This is a genomic window from Fontimonas sp. FW305-C-3 (genome assembly GCF_058783185.1).
Window position 1 is genome coordinate 52543 of record NZ_JBYSYK010000006.1, and the last position, 21362, is coordinate 73904.

Annotated in this window: 18 protein-coding genes; 14 read left to right on the forward strand and 4 right to left on the reverse strand. The window is 64.5% G+C overall.

Translation table 11 applies throughout. The features are described from left to right. The first annotated feature begins 9 nt into the window (after positions 1-9). The 7 genes from AC3WUF_RS20490 to AC3WUF_RS20520 all read left to right on the forward strand — a co-directional run bounded on the left by AC3WUF_RS20490 (position 10) and on the right by AC3WUF_RS20520 (position 7845). A complete protein-coding gene (locus AC3WUF_RS20490) occupies positions 10-1755 on the forward strand; it encodes a DUF885 domain-containing protein (protein ID WP_492429166.1) in 1746 nt (581 codons plus the stop codon). Next, entirely contained in the window at positions 1752-2990 is a 1239-nt protein-coding gene (locus AC3WUF_RS20495) for a metal-dependent hydrolase family protein (protein ID WP_492429168.1), read from the forward strand. Before AC3WUF_RS20490 ends, AC3WUF_RS20495 begins: the two co-directional genes overlap by 4 nt. Positions 2991-3021: 31 nt before the next feature. Then, on the forward strand, positions 3022-4263 hold the full coding sequence (locus AC3WUF_RS20500; RefSeq protein ID WP_492429170.1) for a sarcosine oxidase subunit beta family protein: 1242 nt from the start codon (positions 3022-3024) through the stop codon (positions 4261-4263). A gap of 129 nt (positions 4264-4392) precedes the next feature. Continuing rightward, positions 4393-4968, forward strand: coding sequence for a molybdenum cofactor guanylyltransferase MobA (gene mobA / locus AC3WUF_RS20505; RefSeq protein WP_492429172.1), 576 nt, complete (start codon positions 4393-4395; stop codon positions 4966-4968). 93 nt (positions 4969-5061) lie between these two features. Further along, positions 5062-6114 (forward strand): CaiB/BaiF CoA transferase family protein, encoded by a 1053-nt coding sequence (locus AC3WUF_RS20510; RefSeq protein ID WP_492429174.1) that lies wholly within the window; start codon positions 5062-5064, stop codon positions 6112-6114. A 73-nt stretch (positions 6115-6187) separates the two neighbouring features. Next, on the forward strand, positions 6188-6982 hold the full coding sequence (locus AC3WUF_RS20515) for an N-formylglutamate amidohydrolase (protein WP_492429235.1): 795 nt from the start codon (positions 6188-6190) through the stop codon (positions 6980-6982). Positions 6983-7032: 50 nt separating this feature from the next. Further along, a complete protein-coding gene (locus tag AC3WUF_RS20520) occupies positions 7033-7845 on the forward strand; it encodes a transglutaminase-like domain-containing protein (RefSeq protein ID WP_492429176.1) in 813 nt (270 codons plus the stop codon). Between the two features lie 29 nt (positions 7846-7874). Here the strand turns inward: AC3WUF_RS20520 and AC3WUF_RS20525 are convergent, their stop codons facing one another. Continuing rightward, positions 7875-8516 (reverse strand): Isoquinoline 1-oxidoreductase subunit, encoded by a 642-nt coding sequence (locus tag AC3WUF_RS20525; protein ID WP_492429178.1) that lies wholly within the window; start codon positions 8514-8516, stop codon positions 7875-7877. 183 nt (positions 8517-8699) lie between these two features. Between AC3WUF_RS20525 and AC3WUF_RS20530 the strand changes: the two genes are divergently transcribed. Genes AC3WUF_RS20530 through AC3WUF_RS20540 form a run of 3 tightly spaced genes read left to right on the forward strand, consistent with a single transcriptional unit; the run spans position 8700 to position 12069 of the window. Then, a complete protein-coding gene (locus AC3WUF_RS20530; protein WP_492429180.1) occupies positions 8700-9158 on the forward strand; it encodes a (2Fe-2S)-binding protein in 459 nt (152 codons plus the stop codon). Between the two features lie 9 nt (positions 9159-9167). Beyond that, entirely contained in the window at positions 9168-11393 is a 2226-nt protein-coding gene (locus AC3WUF_RS20535) for a xanthine dehydrogenase family protein molybdopterin-binding subunit (RefSeq protein WP_492429182.1), read from the forward strand. 34 nt (positions 11394-11427) lie between these two features. Continuing rightward, entirely contained in the window at positions 11428-12069 is a 642-nt protein-coding gene (locus AC3WUF_RS20540; RefSeq protein ID WP_492429184.1) for a hypothetical protein, read from the forward strand. A 12-nt stretch (positions 12070-12081) separates the two neighbouring features. On the opposite strand, the gene AC3WUF_RS20545 is transcribed toward AC3WUF_RS20540, so the two are convergent. After that, on the reverse strand, positions 12082-12438 hold the full coding sequence (locus AC3WUF_RS20545) for an energy transducer TonB (RefSeq protein WP_492429186.1): 357 nt from the start codon (positions 12436-12438) through the stop codon (positions 12082-12084). A 22-nt stretch (positions 12439-12460) separates the two neighbouring features. Beyond that, positions 12461-13297: an SDR family NAD(P)-dependent oxidoreductase gene (locus AC3WUF_RS20550; RefSeq protein WP_492429188.1), complete on the reverse strand. Its 837-nt coding sequence runs from the start codon at positions 13295-13297 to the stop codon at positions 12461-12463. A gap of 280 nt (positions 13298-13577) precedes the next feature. Between AC3WUF_RS20550 and AC3WUF_RS20555 the strand changes: the two genes are divergently transcribed. Further along, complete coding sequence (locus AC3WUF_RS20555) at positions 13578-15824, forward strand: DUF349 domain-containing protein (protein WP_492429190.1); 2247 nt, start codon at positions 13578-13580, stop codon at positions 15822-15824. A 52-nt stretch (positions 15825-15876) separates the two neighbouring features. On the opposite strand, the gene AC3WUF_RS20560 is transcribed toward AC3WUF_RS20555, so the two are convergent. Then, the gene (locus AC3WUF_RS20560) at positions 15877-16884 is read right to left on the reverse strand and encodes an AraC family transcriptional regulator (protein WP_492429192.1); all 1008 of its coding nucleotides are present in this window, start codon (positions 16882-16884) and stop codon (positions 15877-15879) included. 207 nt (positions 16885-17091) lie between these two features. On the opposite strand from AC3WUF_RS20560, the gene AC3WUF_RS20565 reads away from it, so the two are divergent. The 3 genes from AC3WUF_RS20565 (at position 17092) to AC3WUF_RS20575 (ending at position 21244) form a co-directional block, all read left to right on the forward strand. Further along, entirely contained in the window at positions 17092-18147 is a 1056-nt protein-coding gene (locus AC3WUF_RS20565) for an extracellular catalytic domain type 1 short-chain-length polyhydroxyalkanoate depolymerase (protein ID WP_492429194.1), read from the forward strand. 194 nt (positions 18148-18341) lie between these two features. Continuing rightward, positions 18342-19961, forward strand: a complete 1620-nt coding sequence (locus AC3WUF_RS20570) for a right-handed parallel beta-helix repeat-containing protein (protein WP_492429196.1) — start codon at positions 18342-18344, stop codon at positions 19959-19961. Positions 19962-20155: 194 nt separating this feature from the next. Next, on the forward strand, positions 20156-21244 hold the full coding sequence (locus AC3WUF_RS20575) for an extracellular catalytic domain type 1 short-chain-length polyhydroxyalkanoate depolymerase (RefSeq protein ID WP_492429198.1): 1089 nt from the start codon (positions 20156-20158) through the stop codon (positions 21242-21244). The last annotated feature ends 118 nt before the right edge of the window (positions 21245-21362 follow it).

Below are 21362 nucleotides of genomic sequence, written 5' to 3' on the forward strand. Positions count from 1 at the left end.
GACTTGCTCATGCCGCTCTATCAACCCAGCCCCCTGGCCGCCGGTCTGATCGCCATCAACGAGGCCGCGGAGCTGGCAGCCTCCGTCGTCAGCCGCTCCGTCTTCAGGCGCGATGCCGAAGGCCTGGTCAAATTGCCGGACATCAGCCTGGAAGCTGCGCAGCGGCGCGCCGAGCTGGGCCACAAGATCCTCGCGATCATCGATGGCGTCGACGAAGCGCAGCTGCCGCATGAGTACGTGTTGACCAGCAAGCTGCTGCGTTACTTCGCCGAGACCTGGAGCAAAGAAGCGGACCGTTACTGGCTCGCGATCGACCTCACCAGCGTCGTGTTCTACGGCCCGTTTGCGCAGACCGCGTACACCGGCGGTTTCATCTACAACGCGCTGATCAGCGTGCTCAGTGAATTTGCGTTCAAGCGCGACGGCGACGGCGAGCGTTATCTCGCGCTGCTCTGCGACCTGGCCCACATGAACCAGCAGATTCATGCGCGCACCGCGGGGCAGGCCGAGCGCGGCATCCGCATCCACAAGCTGCAGCTGCCCGCCGTGCGCAAGTTGCTGGCGGCGACCCGCGCCAACGCCGCAGCGGTCTTTCCGGTGAAGCAAGAGCGCCTGGCGGCACTCTCGAATGCCGAAGCCATTGGCGCGGAGATTCAGCGCCGCATCGATCAGACCGTGTTGCCGAGTTTCGATGCCCTGATGGCGCAGCTCGATGCCGGCTATGAAAGCAAGGCGCCGGACGGTGTCGGCATGGACAAGCTGCCCGGCGGCCGGCAGGTGTACGAAGAACTGCTGCGCATGCACACGACGATGGACCTGACCGCCGAGCAGGTTCACGCCGCCGGCCACGCACGCATGGCGCGCATCCAGGCGCAGATGGCCGAAGTGCGTCAGCAGCTCGGCTTTGCCGGCAGCGAAGCGGAATTCGCGGTGTACCTGCGTCAGCAGCCCGGTGCCATCGCGACATCCGCGGACGATATCGGCGAGAAGATGCGCCGCCACAAGGATCGCGTCGAACAGCGTTTCGATGAATTCTTCGCCGAGCGCGCCGGCCCGGACTACGACCTGCTGCGCCTGCCGCAGGCGCTGGAGGGCAGCATGACCTGGGGCTACTACACGGCGCCGGTCGGCCAGGAGAAGCGCGGCATCTACTATTACAACGGTTCCAAGCTCGACAGCCAGGCCGTCATCGCGGCGGCATCGCTGGTGTTTCACGAGCTGGTGCCGGGGCATCACCTGCATCTCAACCTGCAGCTGAACAATCCAAACCTGTCGAGCTTCCGGCGCGCGGGCATGGTCAACGCCTACAACGAAGGCTGGGCGGAATACGCCGCGATGCTGGCCGGCGAGATGGGGCTCTACGACGATCCGTACGACTGGTACGGCCGGCTGTCGCAGGACGCCTTCCTGACCTGCCGCCTGGTCGTCGACACCGGCATGAACGCGCTCGGCTGGAGCTGGGAGCAGGCCAAGCAGTACATGCGCGAGCATACGATGTGCGCCGAAGGCGAGATCGAGTCCGACACGCTGCGCTATTCCTGCGGCATCCCGGCGCAGGCGCTGGCGTACAAGCTGGGCGACGAGGAAATCCTGCGCATGCGCAACGATGTCCAGCAGCGGCTGGGCGACGGCTTCAGCTTCCGCGACTTCCACAGCGCGGTGCTCGGCGGCGGCTCGATGCCGCTGCCGGTGCTCGAGTGGCATCTCAACACTGTATTTCCGTCCGCGCCGGCGCGGCAGGGAGAGATTCAATGAGCCTGAAGGTTCTGCAGAACGGCGTCATCTTCGACGGCCGCAACGAGGCCTTGATCGAAGGCGGCAGCATCGTCATCGAGAACGACACGATCCGTGAAGTCGCGCGCGGCGACGTAAAGCTGGCCGGCGCCGAGGTGATCGATCTCGACGGACGCTTCGTCATGCCGGGACTGCTCGATGCACACTTCCATGTGTACGGCATCACTTTCAACATGCACCGGATGGACAACATGACCATCCCCCTCAAGGTCGCGCATGCCGCGCGCCTGCTCAAGGGCGCGCTGCACCGTGGCTTCACCACGGTGCGGGATCCGGGCGGCGGCGAGATCGGCCTGCACCTGGCGATCAGCCAGGGCCTGATGGAAGGTCCGCGTCTGTACTACGGCGGCAAAGCGCTGTCGCAGACCGGCGGTCACGGCGACATGCGCGCCGCTGACCAGCATGAAGAGCCCTGCGGCTGCGTTGCGAACAACACCTTCGCCGAGGTTGTCGACGGCGTCGAGAATGTGCGCCTGTTCTGCCGCAACGAACTGCGCAAGGGCGCCGACCACATCAAGATGTTTATCTCCGGCGGCGTGTCATCGCCGACCGATCCGCTGTGGATGCCGCAGTACACCGACGGCGAGATCGAGGCCGCGGTGCAGGAGACCGCCACCCGCCGCAAGTACGTGATCGCGCATTGCCATACGGACGACGGCGCGCGCCGCTGCATCCGCACCGGCATTCGCTCGATCGACCATTGCACGATCATCACCGAAGAGACCGCGAAGCTGATTGCTGCCGCCGACGGCAAGACGTTTGCGGTGCCGACGATCGCGGTGATGGAGCAGGTCATGCGCTATGGCCCCGAGCTCGGCATGTTTGGCGAGAGCCTGGAGAAGATCAAGGTCGCCCATGCGGCGGCGTACCAGTCGATGGAATACCTGCAGCGCGCGGGTGCGCGGGTCGGCATGGGCACGGATCTGTTCGAGGAACGCTTCCATCCGATGCAGAGCCAGGAATTCAGTTTCCGCGCCGACATCTTCAAGCCGATCGACCTGCTGCGCTCGGCGACCAGCATCAACGCCGAGATCATGCAGAAAAGCGGCGTGGTCGGCAGTCTCGAAGCGGGCGCCTATGCCGACATCATCGCGATCGACAGAAATCCGCTGAAGGACATTCATGTGATGGCCCGGCCGGACGAGCATTACTCGATGATCATGAAAGGCGGCGACTTCGTGCGCAATCGTCTTTGAATCGATTCACGCACTGAAATCGAGGAAGCCTGTGCGTTATTCAGCGCTGTCGATCGCCGTCAATGCCATGCGCGGGCATCGTCATTGGAAGCCCGCCTTTCGAAACGCCGAACCGAAGTCCACTTACGACGTCGTCATCATCGGTGGTGGCGGCCATGGCCTGGCGACGGCGTATTACCTGGCGAAGAACCACGGCATCACCAACGTCGCGGTTCTTGAAAAGGGCTGGATCGGCGGCGGCAATACGGGCCGCAATACGACGGTCGTGCGCTCCAATTACTTTTACCCGGAATCGGCCGCCTTCTACGAGAAGTCGCTGCAGCTCTGGGAGGGCCTGAGCCAGGAGCTCAATTACAACGTCATGCTGTCGCAGCGCGGGCAGGTGGTGCTTGCGCATAACCGTCATCAGGTCGAGATGTCGCGGCGCCTGATGAACGGCATGCGGCTCAATGGCATCGTGGCCGAATGGATGGAACCCGACGATCTGCGCCGGCGCGAGCCGCTGCTGCGGCTCGACGGCCGCTTCCCGGTGCTCGGCGGTCTGGTGCAGAACCGCGCCGGATCGGCGCGTCACGACGCGGTGGCCTGGGGCTACGCACGCGGCGCCGACGAAAGCGGCGCACACATCATCCAGGGCTGCGAAGTCACCGGCTTCACCCGGCAGGGCAATCGCATCACCGGCGTGCGGACCAATCGCGGCGATATTGCGGCGGCCAAGGTCTGCCTGTCGGTCGCCGGGCATACCAGCCAGCTGGCCGCGATGGCGGGGCTCAGCCTGCCCATCACGAGCTACGCACTGCAGGCCTTCGTGTCGGAGCCGATCAAGCCGGCGCTGAACATGATGGTTCTGTCGCCGTCGACCGGTGTCTACATCAGCCAGACCGACAAGGGCGAAGTGTTGATTGGCGGCGCGCTCGACATGTATCCGTCGTATGCCCAGCGCGGCAACTTCCACACCGTCGAGAGCGTGACCGCCGGCATGCTCGAGATGTTTCCGGCTTTCTCGCGCCTGCGCCTGATGCGCCAATGGGCCGGCATCTGCGATGTCGTCAAGGATTCGTCGCCGATCCTCGGTCCGACTCCGATCGATGGGCTGTATCTCAACTGCGGCTTCGGCACCGGCGGCTTCAAGGCGACGCCGGCCGGCGGCTTGACGATGGCCCACACGCTGGCCACCGGCAAGCGCCACCCGCTGATCGAGCCGTTTGGCCTGGAGCGCTTCACGTCGGGGGCGCTGATCGACGAGGCCGGCGCCTCGGGAATTGCGCACTGATATCCGGATTCGACCTGGGATATTGCGGTCATCTCCGACTGACAGGGATCTGTAGCGCGCCATCGCGCGGCGATATCCTTAAACTCGCCGCAGGTTCAAGCATCGACGATCAAGGATCGGACCAGGGCGATGACGCGCGCATCAAGGATCACCGGTGGAATTCTCGCTGGCGGGGAAGGGCGCCGGCATGGCGGCGCCGACAAAGCCTGGCTGCCATTCAAGGGCCTTCCGCTGATTGCAGGTCTGCGCAACCAGCTGCAGCCCCAGGTCGATGAGTTGATCGTCTCGGCCAATCGAAATCGCGAGCGCTACGACGCGCTCGGCCTTGACGTGGTGAGCGACACGATCGGGCAAGGCCCGATTGCCGGAGTCCTGCGGCTGCTGCAGGCGGCCCGGCATCCCTGGTTGCTGTGTGTTCCCTGCGATACGCCGGTGCTCGCCGCCGACATCGCGGATCGGTTCATCGCCGAAGCAGCACGACATGCGGCAGCGGAGGTCGTGGCGATGCACGATGGCGTTCGCGCACACCCGACGTTCTGCCTGATCCGCACCGGGCTCGCGGCGGATGTCGAGAGGTTCATCGAGAGCGGGCAGAACAGTCTGATGATCTGGCAGCAGACGCGCGCGCTCGTCTGGCTGCATGGCGCGACGCCGGTCAACCTGAATACGCCGGAAGATTTGCTCGCTGCCGAAAGGGCGCTTTGACGGTCGAAGCGGTCGCGCCGAGGCGGCACCCCATGTACAAACCGGCCGTTTCAATCGATGCTTGCCGGCGTTTTTTCCTGACAGACCCCAACAATGAATCTGAGTGAGCCGCTGCGTGGCGTCAAAGTCGTCGAATTCGAAGGTATCGGCCCGGGCCCTCTGGCCGGGCGCATGCTGCTGGGCATGGGCGCATCGGTAACCCTGATCGCGCGCCCCAACGCGAGTCCCGTCGCGGCGCAGCTCAACGGCAGCCAGGGTAACGAGATCGAAGCCGGCAAACAGCGGATCGTCCTCGACCTGAAGCGTCCGCAGGATCGCGAGACGGCATTGCAGCTGGTCGCCGCGGCCGATGTCCTGATCGAAGGTCTGCGGCCCGGCGTGATGGAGCGGCTGGGCTTCGGGCCGAAGGACTGCGCGCGCGTCAACCCGAAGCTGGTGTACGGGCGCATGACCGGTTGGGGCCAATCCGGTCCACTGGCGCAGGCCGCCGGCCACGATCTCAACTACGTGGCGCTGTCCGGCATGCTGTCGCTGTCGGCTCACCGCGGCGAAAAGCCCATCGTGCCGCCGACCGTCGTCGGCGATGCTTCAGGTGCCTTGGGCCTGGCCTTCGGCATCGTCTGCGCACTGCTCGACGCCCGCTCGACCGGCACAGGCAGGGTGGTGGACTCGGCCATCGTCGACATCGTCGCGATGCTCGGCGGAATCGCGCAGCTCGTCCGCCTTGGCGGGCAACTCGATTGCGAAGGGCCGAGTCCATTCCACGATTCGCCGTTCTACGACGTCTACGAATGCAGCGACGGCCGCCATATCACCATCGGCGCTCTGGAGCCGCAGTTCTACCAGCTGCTGCTCCAAAAGCTCGGCATCACGGACGTCGATGCGCGAGCGCAATACAGCACCGGATCCTGGGCCGCGCTCAAACAACGCATCACCGCGCAGTTCAAGTCGCGCACGCGCGCCGAGTGGGATTCGCTGCTGGAAGGGACCGACGTCTGCTACGCCCCGGTGCTGAGCATCGCCGAAGCCGCGCAGCATCCGCACAACGCCGCGCGCGGAATCTACAAGGAAGGCCGCTACGGCGGAGTGTTCGGGTCCGTCGCGCCGCGCTTCCTGGCACTCGACGAGGACACGCAGAACGGCTGAGCAGCCGAGCGCCGATCGTCCGGGCTCGCGCGCATTCGATACGCACGTGCGGGTTCCCGGCCATACTGCGGCGATGCACGATCCGAAGCCGGCCGACAACAGCAGCTTGCTCGCCGCCGACGAGGTGCGAGCGTTCACGCTTGAAGGCGAGAGCCGGCGCTCCCCTTATGTTCTGATTTGCGATCACGCCGGCAGACTGATTCCTCGCAAGCTTGCGAGGCTGGGCCTGCCGGAATCGGAGCTCCAGCGGCACATTGCCTGGGACATCGGTGCAGCGGAGCTTTCACGAAAGCTCGCCCGCGCCCTCGATGCACCGCTGATCCTGCAGAACTATTCGCGTCTGGTAATTGACTGCAATCGCCCGCTGAACGGCGACGACTCCATCGCGCTCAGGAGCGAACGCACGGACATTCCCGGCAATCGGAATCTGAATGCGTCGGCGGTTCGGCAGCGCACCGATGAAATCTTCGCGCCGTATCACGCCTGTATCCGGGCAATGCTGGATGCCCGGTTGAAGCACGGTGAGGACACAGTGCTGATCTCGATGCACAGCTTCACACCCGTCTATCTCGACGAGCGGCGCCCCTGGCACATCGGCGTCTTGCACAACCGCGACGCGCGCTTGGCCAGGGTGCTGATTGCCGCGCTGCGCGCTGAACCGGGACTGACCGTCGGAGACAACGAGCCGTATGCCGTCGGAGACGATACGGACTACTCGATACCCGAGTATGGTGAACGTCGCGGACTGCTGCACGCAGGCCTCGAGATCCGCCAGGATCTGATCGACAGCGAGGCCGGCCAGCAACAATGGGCCGCACGCCTGGATCGACTGTTGCGTGCTTGCCTCCCAGCCTCGTTCACGAGTTAGTTCCGAACCAGAAAACCGGCTCGGCCTTCACCGCCATCCCCGAGTCGCTCATGCAAATCCGCTTCGGTTACGAACTGGTCTATCAGTGTCCGCAGTCGACGCCGATGATCCTGACGCTGCACGTCCACTACACGCGCACCTCGGATCTGTTACGGCCGGATCAGCTGCGCATCAGTCCCGCCGTGCCGGTCACGATGTATCGCGACGGTTTCGGCAACTGGTGCAGCCGCATCGTTGCGCCCGCGGGTCGCATCGTGCTGACCGCCGATGGTCTGATCAACGATCGCGGGCTGACCGAGGCGGTGGTTCCCAACGCGTTTCAGCATCCGGTCGAGTCGCTGCCGGAAGAGACCCTGGTCTACCTGCTCGGCAGCCGTTACTGCGAAACCGATCTGTTCACCGACATCGCCTGGCAGCTGTTCGGGCACACGCCGCTCGGCTGGCCACGCGTGCAGGCGATCTGCGATTACGTCAATCAGCACATCACCTTTGGTTATCAGTTCGCCCGCTCGACCAAGACGGCGTGGGAAACCTACAACGAGCGGCAGGGCGTTTGCCGCGACTACGCGCATCTGGCCATCACGTTCTGCCGCTGCCTGAACATTCCCGCGCGCTACTGCACTGCGTACCTGGGAGATATCGGCGTTCCCGCGGTGGATGCGCCGATGGATTTCGCCGGCTCGATGGAGGTCTATTTGGGCGATCGCTGGCACTCGTTCGATCCGCGCAACAATCAGCCGCGAATCGGTCGAATCCTGATCGCACGTGGACGCGATGCCGCCGATGTCGCCATCACGACCACCTATGGCCCGCACACGCTCGAGAGTTTCAAGGTCTGGACCGACGAAGTAGTGACGAACTGATACGGCGCCGCCGATCCAGTTCGCTGCCGTCAGCGATCCGCAGGGCAGGCGGCGCCGGTCTTGATCCACTCGCTGATCAGCGCGCCGAACTGTGCCTGCGTGCCTGGCGCAGGCTCGCGCGCCTGGCGGCTGATGTCGATGCCGGGATTCCAGGCCCAGCCGACCAGCGAGTCCTCGGCCATGTGGTGCTCGATCTGCTTCAGCGACTTGCCGCCGTTGCGCTTCTTGTCCTTGATCTGTTCGCAAATCTGGCCAAGCGTCTTCCCTTGCCAGGCCATCTCGATCGGCGCCAGATGCCAGGCCGGATCGCCCGGCACGCCTGAGGCTTCAAAGTTCTTCGTCTGGTGACAGGTGCTGCATTGCAGGGCAACGGCGCCGTGACCGGCCGGGCCGCGCACGACGGGCGGCAGATGCGGATGCATGTCTTCGCCCTGGGTCGGACTGTCGCCGCGCGGATGGCAATTGAGGCAGCGCGGATGCTGGATCACCTTGCCGGCTTCGCTGAACAGCGCTTGCGAGCGTGCCATCTGATCGGCGATGGCGGCGAAATCGGCCGGCGATTTCAAAACCGATGACTCATTGCCGGCAGCCAACGCGCTGCTCGCACTGATCGTTGCAAGCAGGGCTGCGAGCAGCATCTGGCGCATGGCGCTGAACCTTGCATCGTTCATCAGTAGCGTCTCCTGGAGCTGGCCGCGGGGCTGGCGAGGGAATGAAGCTCGCTTCAATCATAGCGGCGTGATGGACCAGTCACAAAAATCAGCCACAAAAAAAGTACGGCTTGGTTATGCTGTAAGCCCCGCTGCGTCGTGCGCCGGCGCCGGGCTAGCCATCCGCAATACCCGGAGAGCCAGATGGTCGCACTCAAGGTCAATGGACGCTCGCACTCGGTCAATGCCGAGCCCAACACGCCGCTGCTGTGGGTGCTGCGCGACGACCTCGGACTGACCGGCACCAAATACGGCTGCGGCGTCGCTCAATGCGGCGCCTGTACCGTGCATATCGATGGCAATCCCCTGCGCTCCTGCAGTGCGCCGTTGTCCGGCGTCGGCGGTCGTAGCGTCACGACCATCGAAGGTCTCAGCAGCAAGACCGCGAAAGCCGTGCAGAAGGCCTGGATCGATCTCGATGTGGCGCAGTGTGGCTATTGCCAGTCCGGACAGATCATGACGGCCGTCGCCCTGCTCGAAGCCAGGCCCGTGCCGACCGACGAAGATATCGATCGGGCGATGGCCGGCAACATCTGTCGCTGCGCGACGTATGTGCGGATCCGTGCCGCGGTGCATGCAGCGTCCGCCCAACTCAAGCTCTGAGGTGTCCGCATGCGCGCCCTTGATCCCACTGTTGCCACCGCGATTTTTGGCCAGGTCGAACAAGTCGGAGCCGGCCTCAGCCGTCGCGACTTTCTGAAATCCAGCGCCGTCGCCGGCCTGGTGATCGGCCTGCAGTTGCCGCTGTCCAGAAAAGCCTTCGCAGCCGACGCGGTGGGCGAAGTGCCGCCGGGGCAGTTCGCGCCCAATGCGTTCATCCGCATCGCGCCCGACAGCACCGTCACCCTCGTCATCAAGCATCACGAAATGGGGCAGGGCGCGAGCACCGGTCTCGCGACCTTGCTCTGCGAGGAACTCGACGCCGACATGCCGACGGTCAAGGTCGAATACGCACCGGCCAATGTCGAGCTGTACAAGAACCTCGCGATGGGCGCCCAGGGCACGGGCGGCTCCACCGCGATCGCCAACTCCTGGGAACAGATGCGCAAGGCCGGCGCCACCGGACGCGCGATGCTGGTTTCCGCGGCCGCGCAGCGCTGGGGCGTGCCGCCGTCGAGCATTACGGTCAGCAAAGGCATCGTCAGCAGCGGCAAGCACAAGGCCAGCTTTGGCGAACTCGCCGCCGATGCCGCAAAGCAGCCCGTACCCGACGATGTGGCGCTGAAGGATCCGAAGAATTTCGTCCTGATCGGAAAGAACGACACGCGCCGGCTCGACAGCCAGGCCAAGTGCACCGGAACCGCGACCTATACGATCGACGTCAAGCTGCCTGGCCTGCTGACCGCCGTGATTGCGCGGCCGCCGGCGTTTGGCGCGAAGCTGAAATCATTCGATCCGGCTCCGGCGAAAGCCGTGAAAGGTGTCACCGATGTCGTCGAAGTGCCCGAAGGCATTGCGATCGTCGCGACCGGCATGTGGGCTGCGCTGCAGGGCCGCCGCGCGCTGAAGGTCCAATGGGACGGGCGCGCCGCCACGATGAACACGGCCAATCTATACGCCGACTATCTGAAGATGACCGAGTCCGGCGCCGCCGCGGTGAAGGTCAACGCCGACCGCAACACCGCGCCGTTGCTGAAGAAGGCCGCAGCGACGGTCGACGCCGTCTACGAATTTCCGTACCTCGCGCACGCGCCGATGGAACCCCTCAACTGCGTCGCCTGGCTGCATGACGGCATGCTTGAGACCTGGGGCGCGCATCAGTTCCCCAGCTTCGACCATATGCTGGCGGCCAAAGCCGCCGGCCTGCCGCCGGAGAAGGTCAAGCTCAACACGCTGATCAGCGGCGGCAGCTTCGGCCGGCGTGCAAACGCCGTCTCGGACTTCGTCGTGGAAGCGGTCCACGTCGCCAAGGCGATCGGCCGCCCGGTGCCGGTGCGCGTGCAGCGCACCCGCGAGGACGACATGCGCGCCGGCTGGTATCGGCCCATGTACCTGCACAAGGTCAAGGCCGGCCTCGATGCCAAGGGCGAGTTGCTGGCCTGGCAGCATGCCGTCGTCGGCCAGTCGATCCTCGCGGACACGCCGATGGCGGCGATGATCAACAACGGCAACGACGTCACCAGCACCGAAGGCGTGTGGCCGACGCCGTACAGGATTCCGGCGATGTCGGCGGACCTGTATTCGCCGAAGCAGGACGTGAAGCCCTTGTGGTGGCGCTCGGTCGGCAATACGCACACCGGCTACGTGATGGAAACGATGCTCGACGAGCTAGCGGCCAAAGCCGGCCAGGATCCGCTCGCGTTCCGGCTCAAGCTGCTCAAGGACGAGCCGCGGATGGCCGCCGTGCTCGAGCTCGCCGCCGAGAAGGCCAACTGGAACACCGCGATGCCCGCCGGCAAGGCGCGTGGCATCGCCGCGCATTTCTCGTTCGAAACCTATGTCGCGCAGGTAGCCGAAGTCAGTCTGAAGCCCGATGGCCATCTCAAGGTCGACCGGGTGATCGTCGCGGTCGACTGCGGCGTCGCGGTCAATCCGGACCAGATCAAGGCGCAGATGGAAGGCTGCGTCGGTTTCGCGCTGGCTGCGGCGCTGTACGGCGAACTCGATATCGAGAAAGGCGCCGTCAAGCAAGGCAACTTCCACGATTACCGCATGCTGAGAATCGACGAAATGCCAGCGGTCGAAGTGCATATCGTCGCCAGCCAGCACGCGCCGACCGGCGTCGGCGAACCGGGCGTGCCACCGCTGGCCCCGGCCGTCGCCAACGCAATCGCCAAGCTGACCGGGCAGCGCGTGCGACGACTGCCTCTGGGCAGCAAGAAGTTCACAGTGGCTTGATGGTCTGAATAGAACAAAGCGATCCGGCAGTGCGATGGAGACGACAAAGGACATCCTGATCGCGATGCTGATCTGTTTCGGCCTCCTGTACCTGATCTTCAGGCAGTTGCCCGACTCGGCAATTCGAAACCCCTGGACCACGGTCGCGGGCGAACGAACCGATGCGCCCGCGAAGCCTGAAAGTCCCCGCGCCCTCGTGGAAGCGTTCCAGGACTCGACGGCGCAAGAAACCAACGTCGATCTCGATCGCTCGCCGGATGTGTCTGTGGTACAGCTCCGTGCCGATTGCGTGGAGGAAGTAAAGCGCGGCGGAAGCGCGGGTTGGAATGCCAGGGGAGCCTGCGCTCTCTACGAGAACGCGGTTGCAGGAGCCGGCGATCCGACCATAAATCTATCCGAGGCGCCAGGCTATCAGGCTGAGCGTCGTCGCGAGCCGCAGCGAGCGCAAGGCGATGAGCGTGCCAGACCAACGCTGATTGCGACTGAGTGCAACGAATATAGGTACGGCTCGATTGAGTACAGGAAGTGTCGCGCCCGCGAGAAGGATCGCCTGCAAAGGATGTGCAAGGCCGGAATGGAACGCGCAGATCGAATAACAGGACCTACGCGCCAGCAGATGCGGCAGATCGCCTTGGCCAACTGTCGTGTCGCGGATCTCTACCAGATCGTCAAGTAGCGCGACTCGCTGCTACGGTATCGGTGTGGATCGAAAGCCGTAGTCGATGTGCTTGACGTAGTACGACGCGCCCATCGCCGGCAGTGGGCTTGATGCCCAGACGGCACGGATCAGCGAGGCATCGAGGGCTTCCGATCCGCAGCTCTTGGCCATCTTCACGGCGAGCACGGTGCCTTCTCGATCCTGATCGATGCCGACGACGCAGAAGTATTTGTCGGGTCGATCTGCTGGTTTTACCCAGTTGCCCTTGATCCGGGCGATGACCAGGGGCGCGTAGTCCTCCGCCGATGCGACGGTGGCCGGCGCGGGCTTGCCCGCCACGGCGGGCATGCACAGGGCAATGGTCATCAACGCCAATGTTCTACGCATGGGACTTCTCCTTGCAGCGTGCTTAACCGCGGCGCTGGTTGGCGACCTTCCGGAATGGACCGGCCAGGTCCAGCCACGCAATGACTTTCTCGAAGAAGCGCGGAAACAGCGCGCTCAGCGCCACGTTCAATCGAGGCGTGCCCGGCATCAGTATCAGGTCCGGCAGATCTTTCTCGATCGCGCGGATCACGGCCGGCCCGAGCTTTTCGGCGCCGATGGTGCCCGCGGCCTTGGGCGCGCTGACGCCATGTTGCTCGATCATGTCGGCGAACATGCCGGCACCGGACATGAAGCCCGGACAGATCACCGAAGCGCTGATCGGCCAGCGGCGGTCCTGCGCCGTCAGGCGCAACGCGCGGGTGAAGCCGACCAGGCCGTACTTGGACGCGTTGTAGGGCTCTTCATAAGCCGACGAGATCAGCCCGGCGACGGATGCAATATTGACGATGTGGCCGCGCCCGCACTTCAGCATCTCCGGCAACAGCCAGCGGCTGAGCAGCATCGGCGCCAGCAGGTTGACCTCGATCATCTGCCGGAGTGCTCCGGCATCGCTGGTCTCGTAGCTCTGGGCGGACTCCAGTCCGGCATTGTTGACCAGAATGTCGATGCGGCCGAATTCCTTGAGGGCGGATGCGATCAGAGCCTTCAAGCCGTCTTCCTGGGCCATGTCCGTAGGCACGCTCAGGACGCGGATGCCGTACTCGGCCCGCAGTGCTGACGCCACCTCTTCGAGCCCGGCGGCCGAGCGTGCGGCCAGAACCAGGTTCACGCCGCGCTGGGCCAGCGAACGTGCGATATGCACCCCCATGCCACGCGATGCGCCGGTCAGAAGTGCGGCCATTCCTGCTTCGATTTTCATGTGTCGTTCCCGAGCGGTCTGTCCGGATCATGGCCAGCGGCGCCGGTTTGCACAAGCAGACTGCGGCGACCTGTCACTGTTGCCGAAGGCCGTTCGCCGCTCACGCGCGGCGCTGATCCAAGCTCGAGTCACATCCGGGCGGCAGCACCGCGCCAACGAAAAGGTGAAGCAGGCCTTGCCGCGCAGGTAGAATGCGCGGCCCAAACGCCCGCTCTGCAGGTCAATAATGTCGTTTCTCTCGCGTTTGTTTCGCAAAGCGCCGCCGCCTTCGCCGGTTCCGGTGCCTACTCTTCCCAAGCAGAGCGCCGCCGAACGTGCGCAGATTGCCGCTGAGGAAGACAGCGCTTTGCAGTCGGCCATTGCCGCCGGTGACGCCCAGGCGGTGGCCAAGCTGGTCGTTGCGGGCACATCGACCAGGATCCGCCAGGCGGCAGCGCACGCGATTGAAGATCAGGATTTGCTGCGTCAGTTGATTCGCGATGTCCGCGGCGGCAATGACAAGAGTGTCTACAAGGTTCTGACGTCCAAGCGCGATGCCGCGCTCGAGCAGGCCCGCAAGCTCGAGCAGCTGCGGATCGACATCGATGCAATCTCGGCAGCCCTGGAGCGCCACAGCAAACGCGCGTTCGACGCCTCGTACGGCTCGACGCTGGATCAGTTCGAGAACCGCTGGCAGACGGTGGCCGCGCAGGCCGAACCGGAACAGCGCGCCAGAGTCCAGCAATGGATCGAGCGCGCGCGAGAGATCATCGCGGAGCAGGCGCGTGAGGCGGCGGATCGGGCCGCACAGGCGCTGGCTGCCGCCAACGCGGCTGCGGAGGCGCAGCGTCTGCGCGAGGAGCAGGCACAGGAACAGATCGCGGAACCGGTGGAGGCGCAGGTCTCCGATGCCGTCGCGATCGAGCATGACCCGGCGCTCGAAGAGCAGAAGCTCGCGCAGGCCGAAAAACAGCAGGCCGAGCAGCAGGCGATTCGCCAGCTCGGCGATCTGATCCGCAAGGCGCGTGCTGCGCTGGGCGACGGCAACAGTGCGCGCGCGGCCGGCGTGCGGCGGACCATTGAGGAGAAGCTGGCGGGAACGCCGCTGCCGGCCAATCTGCTCAGCCAGCTGCAGCAGCTCGACCATCAGCTCGACGAGTTGAAGGACTGGAAGAGTTTCTCGGTAACGCCCAAGCGCGCCGAACTGATCGAGGAGATGGAGTCGCTCATCGGCATCGCGCTTGATCCCTTGGCGCTCGCCGACAGGGTCACTGGCCTCAAGGACGAATGGCGCACCTTGGGCAAGGGTGCCGGCGGGCATCCCGAAGCCGATGCCCAGCGCTTCAGCGAAGCCGCCCAGAAGGCGTACCAGCCCTGCGCCGAATATTTTGCGGCACAGGCGCTGATCCTCGAAGAGAACCTGCGTCGACGCGATGCGGTGTTCGCCAAGCTGGCCGCGTTCGAGGCGGGATACAACTGGGAGCAACCCGACTGGCGTGCCGTCATCAACACGCTGCGCGAGACCAAAGAGGAATGGCGTGGCTGTGGACCGGTGGATCGCCGCGCCGCCAAGCCTCAGCAGGAAAAGTTCGTCGCCCTCACCGCGAGCCTGCAGGGCCGGGTGGACGCCGAGCACGCACGCAATCTGAAGCAGAAGGAATCGCTGATCGGCCGCGCCCAGGCTGCGCTTGCGGGCGACGATGTCCGCAAGACCATCGAGACGATCAAGAAGCTGCAGCAGGAATGGCAGACCGTGGGCCCGGTGCCGCGCGAGGCTGATCAACGCCTGTGGGGCGAGTTCCGCAAGCATTGCGATGCGGTGTTCCAGAAGCGCCAGCAGGAATCTGCGACCTACGCGGCGGGGCTCGAGAGCAACAAGGCGCAGGCCATCGCCTTGTGCGAACAGATCGACACCATCGCCGCGCTCGAGGGACCCGAGTTGCTGGAACGCGTGAGCGGTCTGGCTGAATTACGCAATGCGTTCGAGGCGCTTGGCGAGTTTCCGCGCGCGGACGCGCGTGAACTGCGCAACCGTTTCGAGCAAGGTCTCGATCGCTGCAAGACGGCAGTCGCGCGCCAGCGTGCGCGCGAGGCCGAGCGGGGCTGGAGCGATCTGTTCGAGGCCGCCAACCACGTGCGCGCCTACAAGCTCGCCGTGGCACAAGGTCTGGGCGCGGAGCAGCTCAGCGCTTTGAAGGAGACGGCGGAAACCCGCATCGCCGCCGCCCAGCGCTGGCCGAAGAGCGGACTCGACGCCCTCAAGCAGGGGCTCGCCCGTGAGGCCTCCGCGGATTTCGCGGCGAACGAGACAGCGTTGAAGATGCTCTGCATCCGCGCCGAAATTCTCACGGATACGCCGACGCCGCCGGAAGATCAGGCGCTGCGTCGCGAGTACCAGCTACAGCGCCTGGTGCAGAGCCTCGGCCAAGGTGTCAGGGCCGATGAGACGCAGCTGGACGGCATGGCGATCGAGTGGCTGAGCGTCGGCCCCGTGGATGAGGCCGTATATCAGTCGCTGCTGCAGAGATTCCGGCGCTGCCGCGCTTAGAACCTCGCAGGACGAAAGCGGGCGTCGACTGACGCCCGCTTTGCCGTGCAGCTTACTGCACCGATCGCCAGTCGCGCGGGGCCCTGCCGGTCCAGCGCTTGAAGGCGTTGGTGAAGCTCGAGACCTCGCTGTAGCCGAGGCGGCCGGCAACGTCCTTGACGCTGAACTTGCCGAGGCCAAGCAGTTCTTCCGCAAGCGTCTGCCGGACTTCGTCCGATATGTTCCTGAACGATGTGTTTTCCGATTCCAGCATGCGCCTCAGATTGCGCGAGGTCATGCGCAGCTCGGCTGCAACGGCCTCCATGTTGGGCGCCATCGCAGGATGACGTAACAGCATGTCGCGCACTCTGCCGGCGGTGCCGCTCCAGTTCTTGCGCCGCGCCATGATGGCCTGCAGCTGCGCCATGCAGTGCCGGAGCGTGGCGGCGTTGGCCTGCGGCATCGGCAAGGCCCGGAAGTTGGCGTCGACCACGATCTGATTGGCCGGGGCGTCGAACTCGGGCTCCAAGCCCAGCAGTTCGACATACTGCCTGGCGTGCGGTGGAGCAGGAAAAGCAAAGCGCACCCGGCGCTTCGGCATCTGCCGGGAAAGCACTTCCTCCATCACCCTCGGCAGGGCAAACATATCCCGCTCGACGACAATCTGGCGCAGTGGGGCCGGGATATGTCGATCGCCGAAAGTGAAGACCAGATCGTCGCCGATCACTTCCTGATGCTTTTCTACCAGCGTGAAGCTCAGCGCGTGATAGCTGAGGCCCAGGTTGATCGCATCGCCTGCCGTCGCGCAGCTGCACATGGCAAAGGTCAGGACGCCATAGACCGGCATGTGAAACCGCGCAGCCATCTTCAGGCCCAGGCCCGGTACGCGGGGCAGGCCGCGCACGATATTGGCGATGACCAGGTATTCCTGTTGCGGATAGACCTGGGATTCCAGCTGGAGCAGTTGCTCCGGTGCGATGCCTGAATTCTCCAGGCAAGCCGAGGCACTCATTCCGTGCTCGGCGGCGACATCGATCATCTGGACGACGCTGTAGATACTTCGTGAAATCTGCGTATTCATGTCACGCGTGACCGCAGCAGGGTCGTATTCTCATGCTCGAAATAATAGCAACCCCGACTGCCGGTCGAGCGTCAGAAAAGGCGTACAGGCCCATTGGACGCCAACCGGGAAGGCCATGCGGGACGACGATGCGCGTCCGGAAATCACACGAATAGTCCGGAAACTCATCTTGTGCCGCTGCCTTCGCGGCTCGGACAATCGCGGCCAATGAATATCAGCATCCGTTGGACCCAGGCGCAGCACATCCGGGCGCTGGTCCTGTGCGTTATCGCGTTCCTGCCCGGTTGTCGCGACTCTGCGGAGCTGCCCGGCTCGATTGCCGCTGGGGAAACCGTGGAAATCCGCCACGGCAGCGGCGCCGGCGAGTATCGGGCGCTGGTGCACATTCCGGCGAGCTACGATCCGGCGACGCCTGTTCCGGTCGTGGTCAGCATCCATGGCTGCAATCAGAGCGCGGAACTGCAGCAGAAGGGCGTGCTGTTCGACGAGATTGCCGCGCGCGAGCGGTTCATCGTCGTCTATCCCGACTTCGTTGACGGCAGCAGTCATCCTCTCGATTGCTGGCGCTTCTACCTGCCCACCGAATGGAATCGCGATCAGGGCGATGCGGCGGGCGTCGCCGAACTGACGCGCCAGGTCATGGAGCGCTGGTCGGTGGATCCTGAGCGGGTCTACGTGATCGGGCAATCGTCGGGTGGATTTCTGACCAGCATCCTCGGCGCCGTGTATCCCGATCTGTACGCGGCCATGGGCAATCTGGCCGGCGGACCCTACGCCTCGACCTTTCTCGACGCCGCCAATCCCCTGGTCCCGGCCTTGGCGAATCCCGCGCTACAGGCGCAACTGGCCTTCCAGGCGATGGGTTCGAACGCACGCGTGGTTCCGCTGCTGCAGATCCATGGCGATGCGGACACCACGATCTATCCGCAGAACGGCGCCAATGCCATCCAGCAGTGGTTGATGACGAACAATCTGGTTGCCTCGGGCTCCCGGACGGGCATGTTCCCGCTGGTGCCCAGTGAAACGCAGGCCTTCGACGCGGATCGTGCCTTCCCCTACGAAGTCGATGACTACCGCAGCGCCGAGGGTTGCCTCGTCGCACGGCATATCCGGATTCACGGCTTGCAGCATCTCTATCCGGGCGGCCCCGACGATCGGGAATTGCCGGCGTTCGTCGAGCCCCTCGCAATGGATGCATCGGCAGCCGCGTGGGATTTCTTCAAGCGCTACCGCAAATCCAACTCGCCGCTCTCCTGCGATTAGACCGCCGCCGCGTCGCGTCGTGTCCGGAAGTCGCAAGTCCGGTCCGCAAAGCCGTTCCATCGCCAACGCAGAATGCGTCAGCGGAATATTGGGGCCGCTGCACAAGCGATGGCGAAAGGGAGCACTTCACTTCAACAGCTGCATGTCAGACGACATGGCCGTCGTCGTCCCTGTGCGCACACGGAGGAGTTCTGATGCAGAGCAATCTCAGGAACTGGGCGACCGCCGCAGCATTTGCGGGCACCGTCGCGCTGTTCGGCAGCATGCCGGCATTCGCCGCGAACACGACGTACTACGTCGATGCGAGCGGCGGGGCAGACGCCAACGCCGGCACCAGCCCGGCAGCGGCCTGGAAGACGCTGGCCAAGGTCAATGCGATGACCTTTTCGCAAGGCGACAAGATCCTGCTGCGCGCCGGCGGGGTATGGGTGGAGCAGCTCAGGCCGAAAGGCTCGGGGGTGAGCGGCAACCCGATCACGATCGGCGCCTACGGAGAAGGCCCGCGACCGATCGTCGATGGCCGTAATGTGGCCTACGCGCAGGCGGGCGCAGCCGCGGTCCACCTGCAGAGCGTTTCGTATTGGACCGTGAGCGGGCTCGAGGTCACCAACGACACTGGCACGAACAATATCGGCACGGTGGCGTCGCCTGGAAAGAACCGCAGCGGGATCATGGTTTACAACACCAGCGGCAGCACCAAGTCCGGCATCGTCATCCGTGACAACTACATCCACGACGTCAATGGCTGTTTTGTCTGTTCGGGTGCGAACCCGCAGACCAACGGCGGCATCGCTGTCGTTGCCGACATCATGAACGGCCTCTCCAACGGCGGCAGCAGCTTCAACGGCGTGCAGATTCTCGACAACGTCATCGAACGGGTCGGCCGCACCGGCATCGCCTTCAACGACTACTCGACGGGCATCCTGTTCTACATCGTTGCGCAGAACATGCTGAGCAAGAACGTCACGATCGCCGGCAATCGCCTGAAGGACATCGAAGGCGACGGCATCATCCTGTCCGGTTCGATCAACAACCTCATCGAGTACAACCGGATCGACACCGCCGGTCTGGTCACCGTCGCCGGAACGACGCAGCCCGGCACCGTCGGCATGTTCATCGCCAAGACGACGAACAGCGTCATGCAGTTCAACGAGGTTTCCGGCGTGCGTCACAACGTCGTCGACGGGCAGGCCTACGACGTCGACCTGATGGCCTATGACTCCGTCGTGCAGTACAACTACAGCCACGACAACGAGGGCGGCATGATCCTGCTGATGGGCGGCATGTTCTCCGGCTCCAATGCCATCGTGCGCTACAACCTGAGCGTCAACGATGCCTTCGTCACCAATGGTGTCTTTACGCTGTCCAGCGGCCTGCTGTCCGGCGCGAAGATCTACAACAACACGGCCTACATCGCGCCCGGCCTGACCTCGCGTCCGACCTTCCAGCTCGGCTGGGATGGCGACAACAACAACAGCTGGAGCTTCCGCAACAACGTGATCGTCAATCACGGCACCGGTGCGTGGGAGCAGCCCAAGGGCTCGGGCACGACGATCAGCCACAACCTGATCTGGGGCAACCACACCGCGGGTGAGCCGGCGGACGCTTACAAGATCACTGCCGATCCGCAGATGATCGCGCCGTCGACGGTGGCGCCGGAGGGTCTCGATGCGGTCGCCGGTTACGGGCTGCTGCCGTCTTCGCCGGCCGTCGGCAGCGGCGTCCTGATCGACGGCAATGGCGGCTTCGACTACTTCGGCACTGCAATCCCGCCCGCGGTTGCGCCGACGCGCGGCTTCCAGCAGCCCCAGTGAGTCCTCGTGACGGCAGGTCGCGGCCGCTACGGCGCGCTGCCTGTCCGGAAATCGCAATCCCGGTCCGCAAAGCCCCTTCGCCGATGGCGCACAATGCGCGATGGGCCAGGGGGACGCCGCCCGTCGCATGGCGTAGCGGCCACGCGCTGTCGTCAAGTTCTCCCTCGGCCTGTACTAAAAAATAAAGCGAGGAGATGTATGGCAACCGCGAGAAAGGCGCCGTGATGGCGAGGATCGGCGTGTGGGCGAAACCCATCGGCCTGCTGATGGTGTCGATGCTGGCCGGCTGTTCCAGCAGCGGATCACCGGACGATATTCCCACGCAGGGCACCACGACCGAGATCCGGTATGCCGGCATCCTGGGCATGTACCGCAGTCTGGTCTATGTGCCTGCCAGCGTGGATCCGGGGCAGCCAGTTCCGCTGGTGGTGGTCCTGCACGGCGCCAACACCAGCGCCGAGCAGCAGCGCGATGCCAATCTGTTCGATCCGGTTGCGGATCGCGAGGGATTCATCGTGATGTACCCGGATCACGAAACCGACGGCAACCTCGGGCTGCATCCACTGCAGTCCTGGCGCTTCTACGACCCGCTCGAAATGCAGCGCGGCATCGGTGATGCGCAGGCGATCGCGGCGCTGACGCAGCAGGCCATGGACGAGTGGAACATCGATGCCGAGCGGGTGTACATCGTCGGCATGTCGGCGGGTGGATGGATGACCAGCATCATGGGCGCCACATACCCCGATCTCTATGCCGCGATCGGCGTCGCCGAGGGCGGCGGGTACGGCATCGGCCTGGCAGGCCTCGGTCAGCCTTTGGGGCCGTCTCTGGTGCCTCCCCAGTTGCTCGCGCTCGCGGCCCATCAGGCGATGGGGAGCCATGCCCGGATCGTGCCCGTCATCAATTTCCAGGGCGACCGCGACCTCGCAGCAACGCCGGCACTGGGCGCGAATGCAGTGCAGCAGTGGTTGATGACCAACAACCTCGTGGCCTCCGGCAGCCTGAGCGCGCCGTTTCCACTGACGCCGACCGAAACCATCGATGTCACACCCACGACCGGATACGCCTACCACGTCGACATCTACAGGGACGGCGAGGGCTGCCGGATACTCGAGCAGGTCCGCATCGAGGAAATGGCGCACTTCTGGCCCGGCGGATCGGATGATCCGCGGCTCGCGGGCTTCACCGATCCAAAAGCCCCGAGCGGTGCCGAGATGTCCTGGGCATTCTTCAAGCGGTTTCGCTTGTCGGACACGGCGTTGCCTTGCGTGGAAACGCAGTGACCTTGAACGTTGCCTGAGAGGCTCAGCGACGCGAATCTTTCTTAGATATCCAGGACATTCGAGTCGCCGCTCACCCGGATCGAAACGATCTATGTGTGCCACCGGACAGACCCAGCCG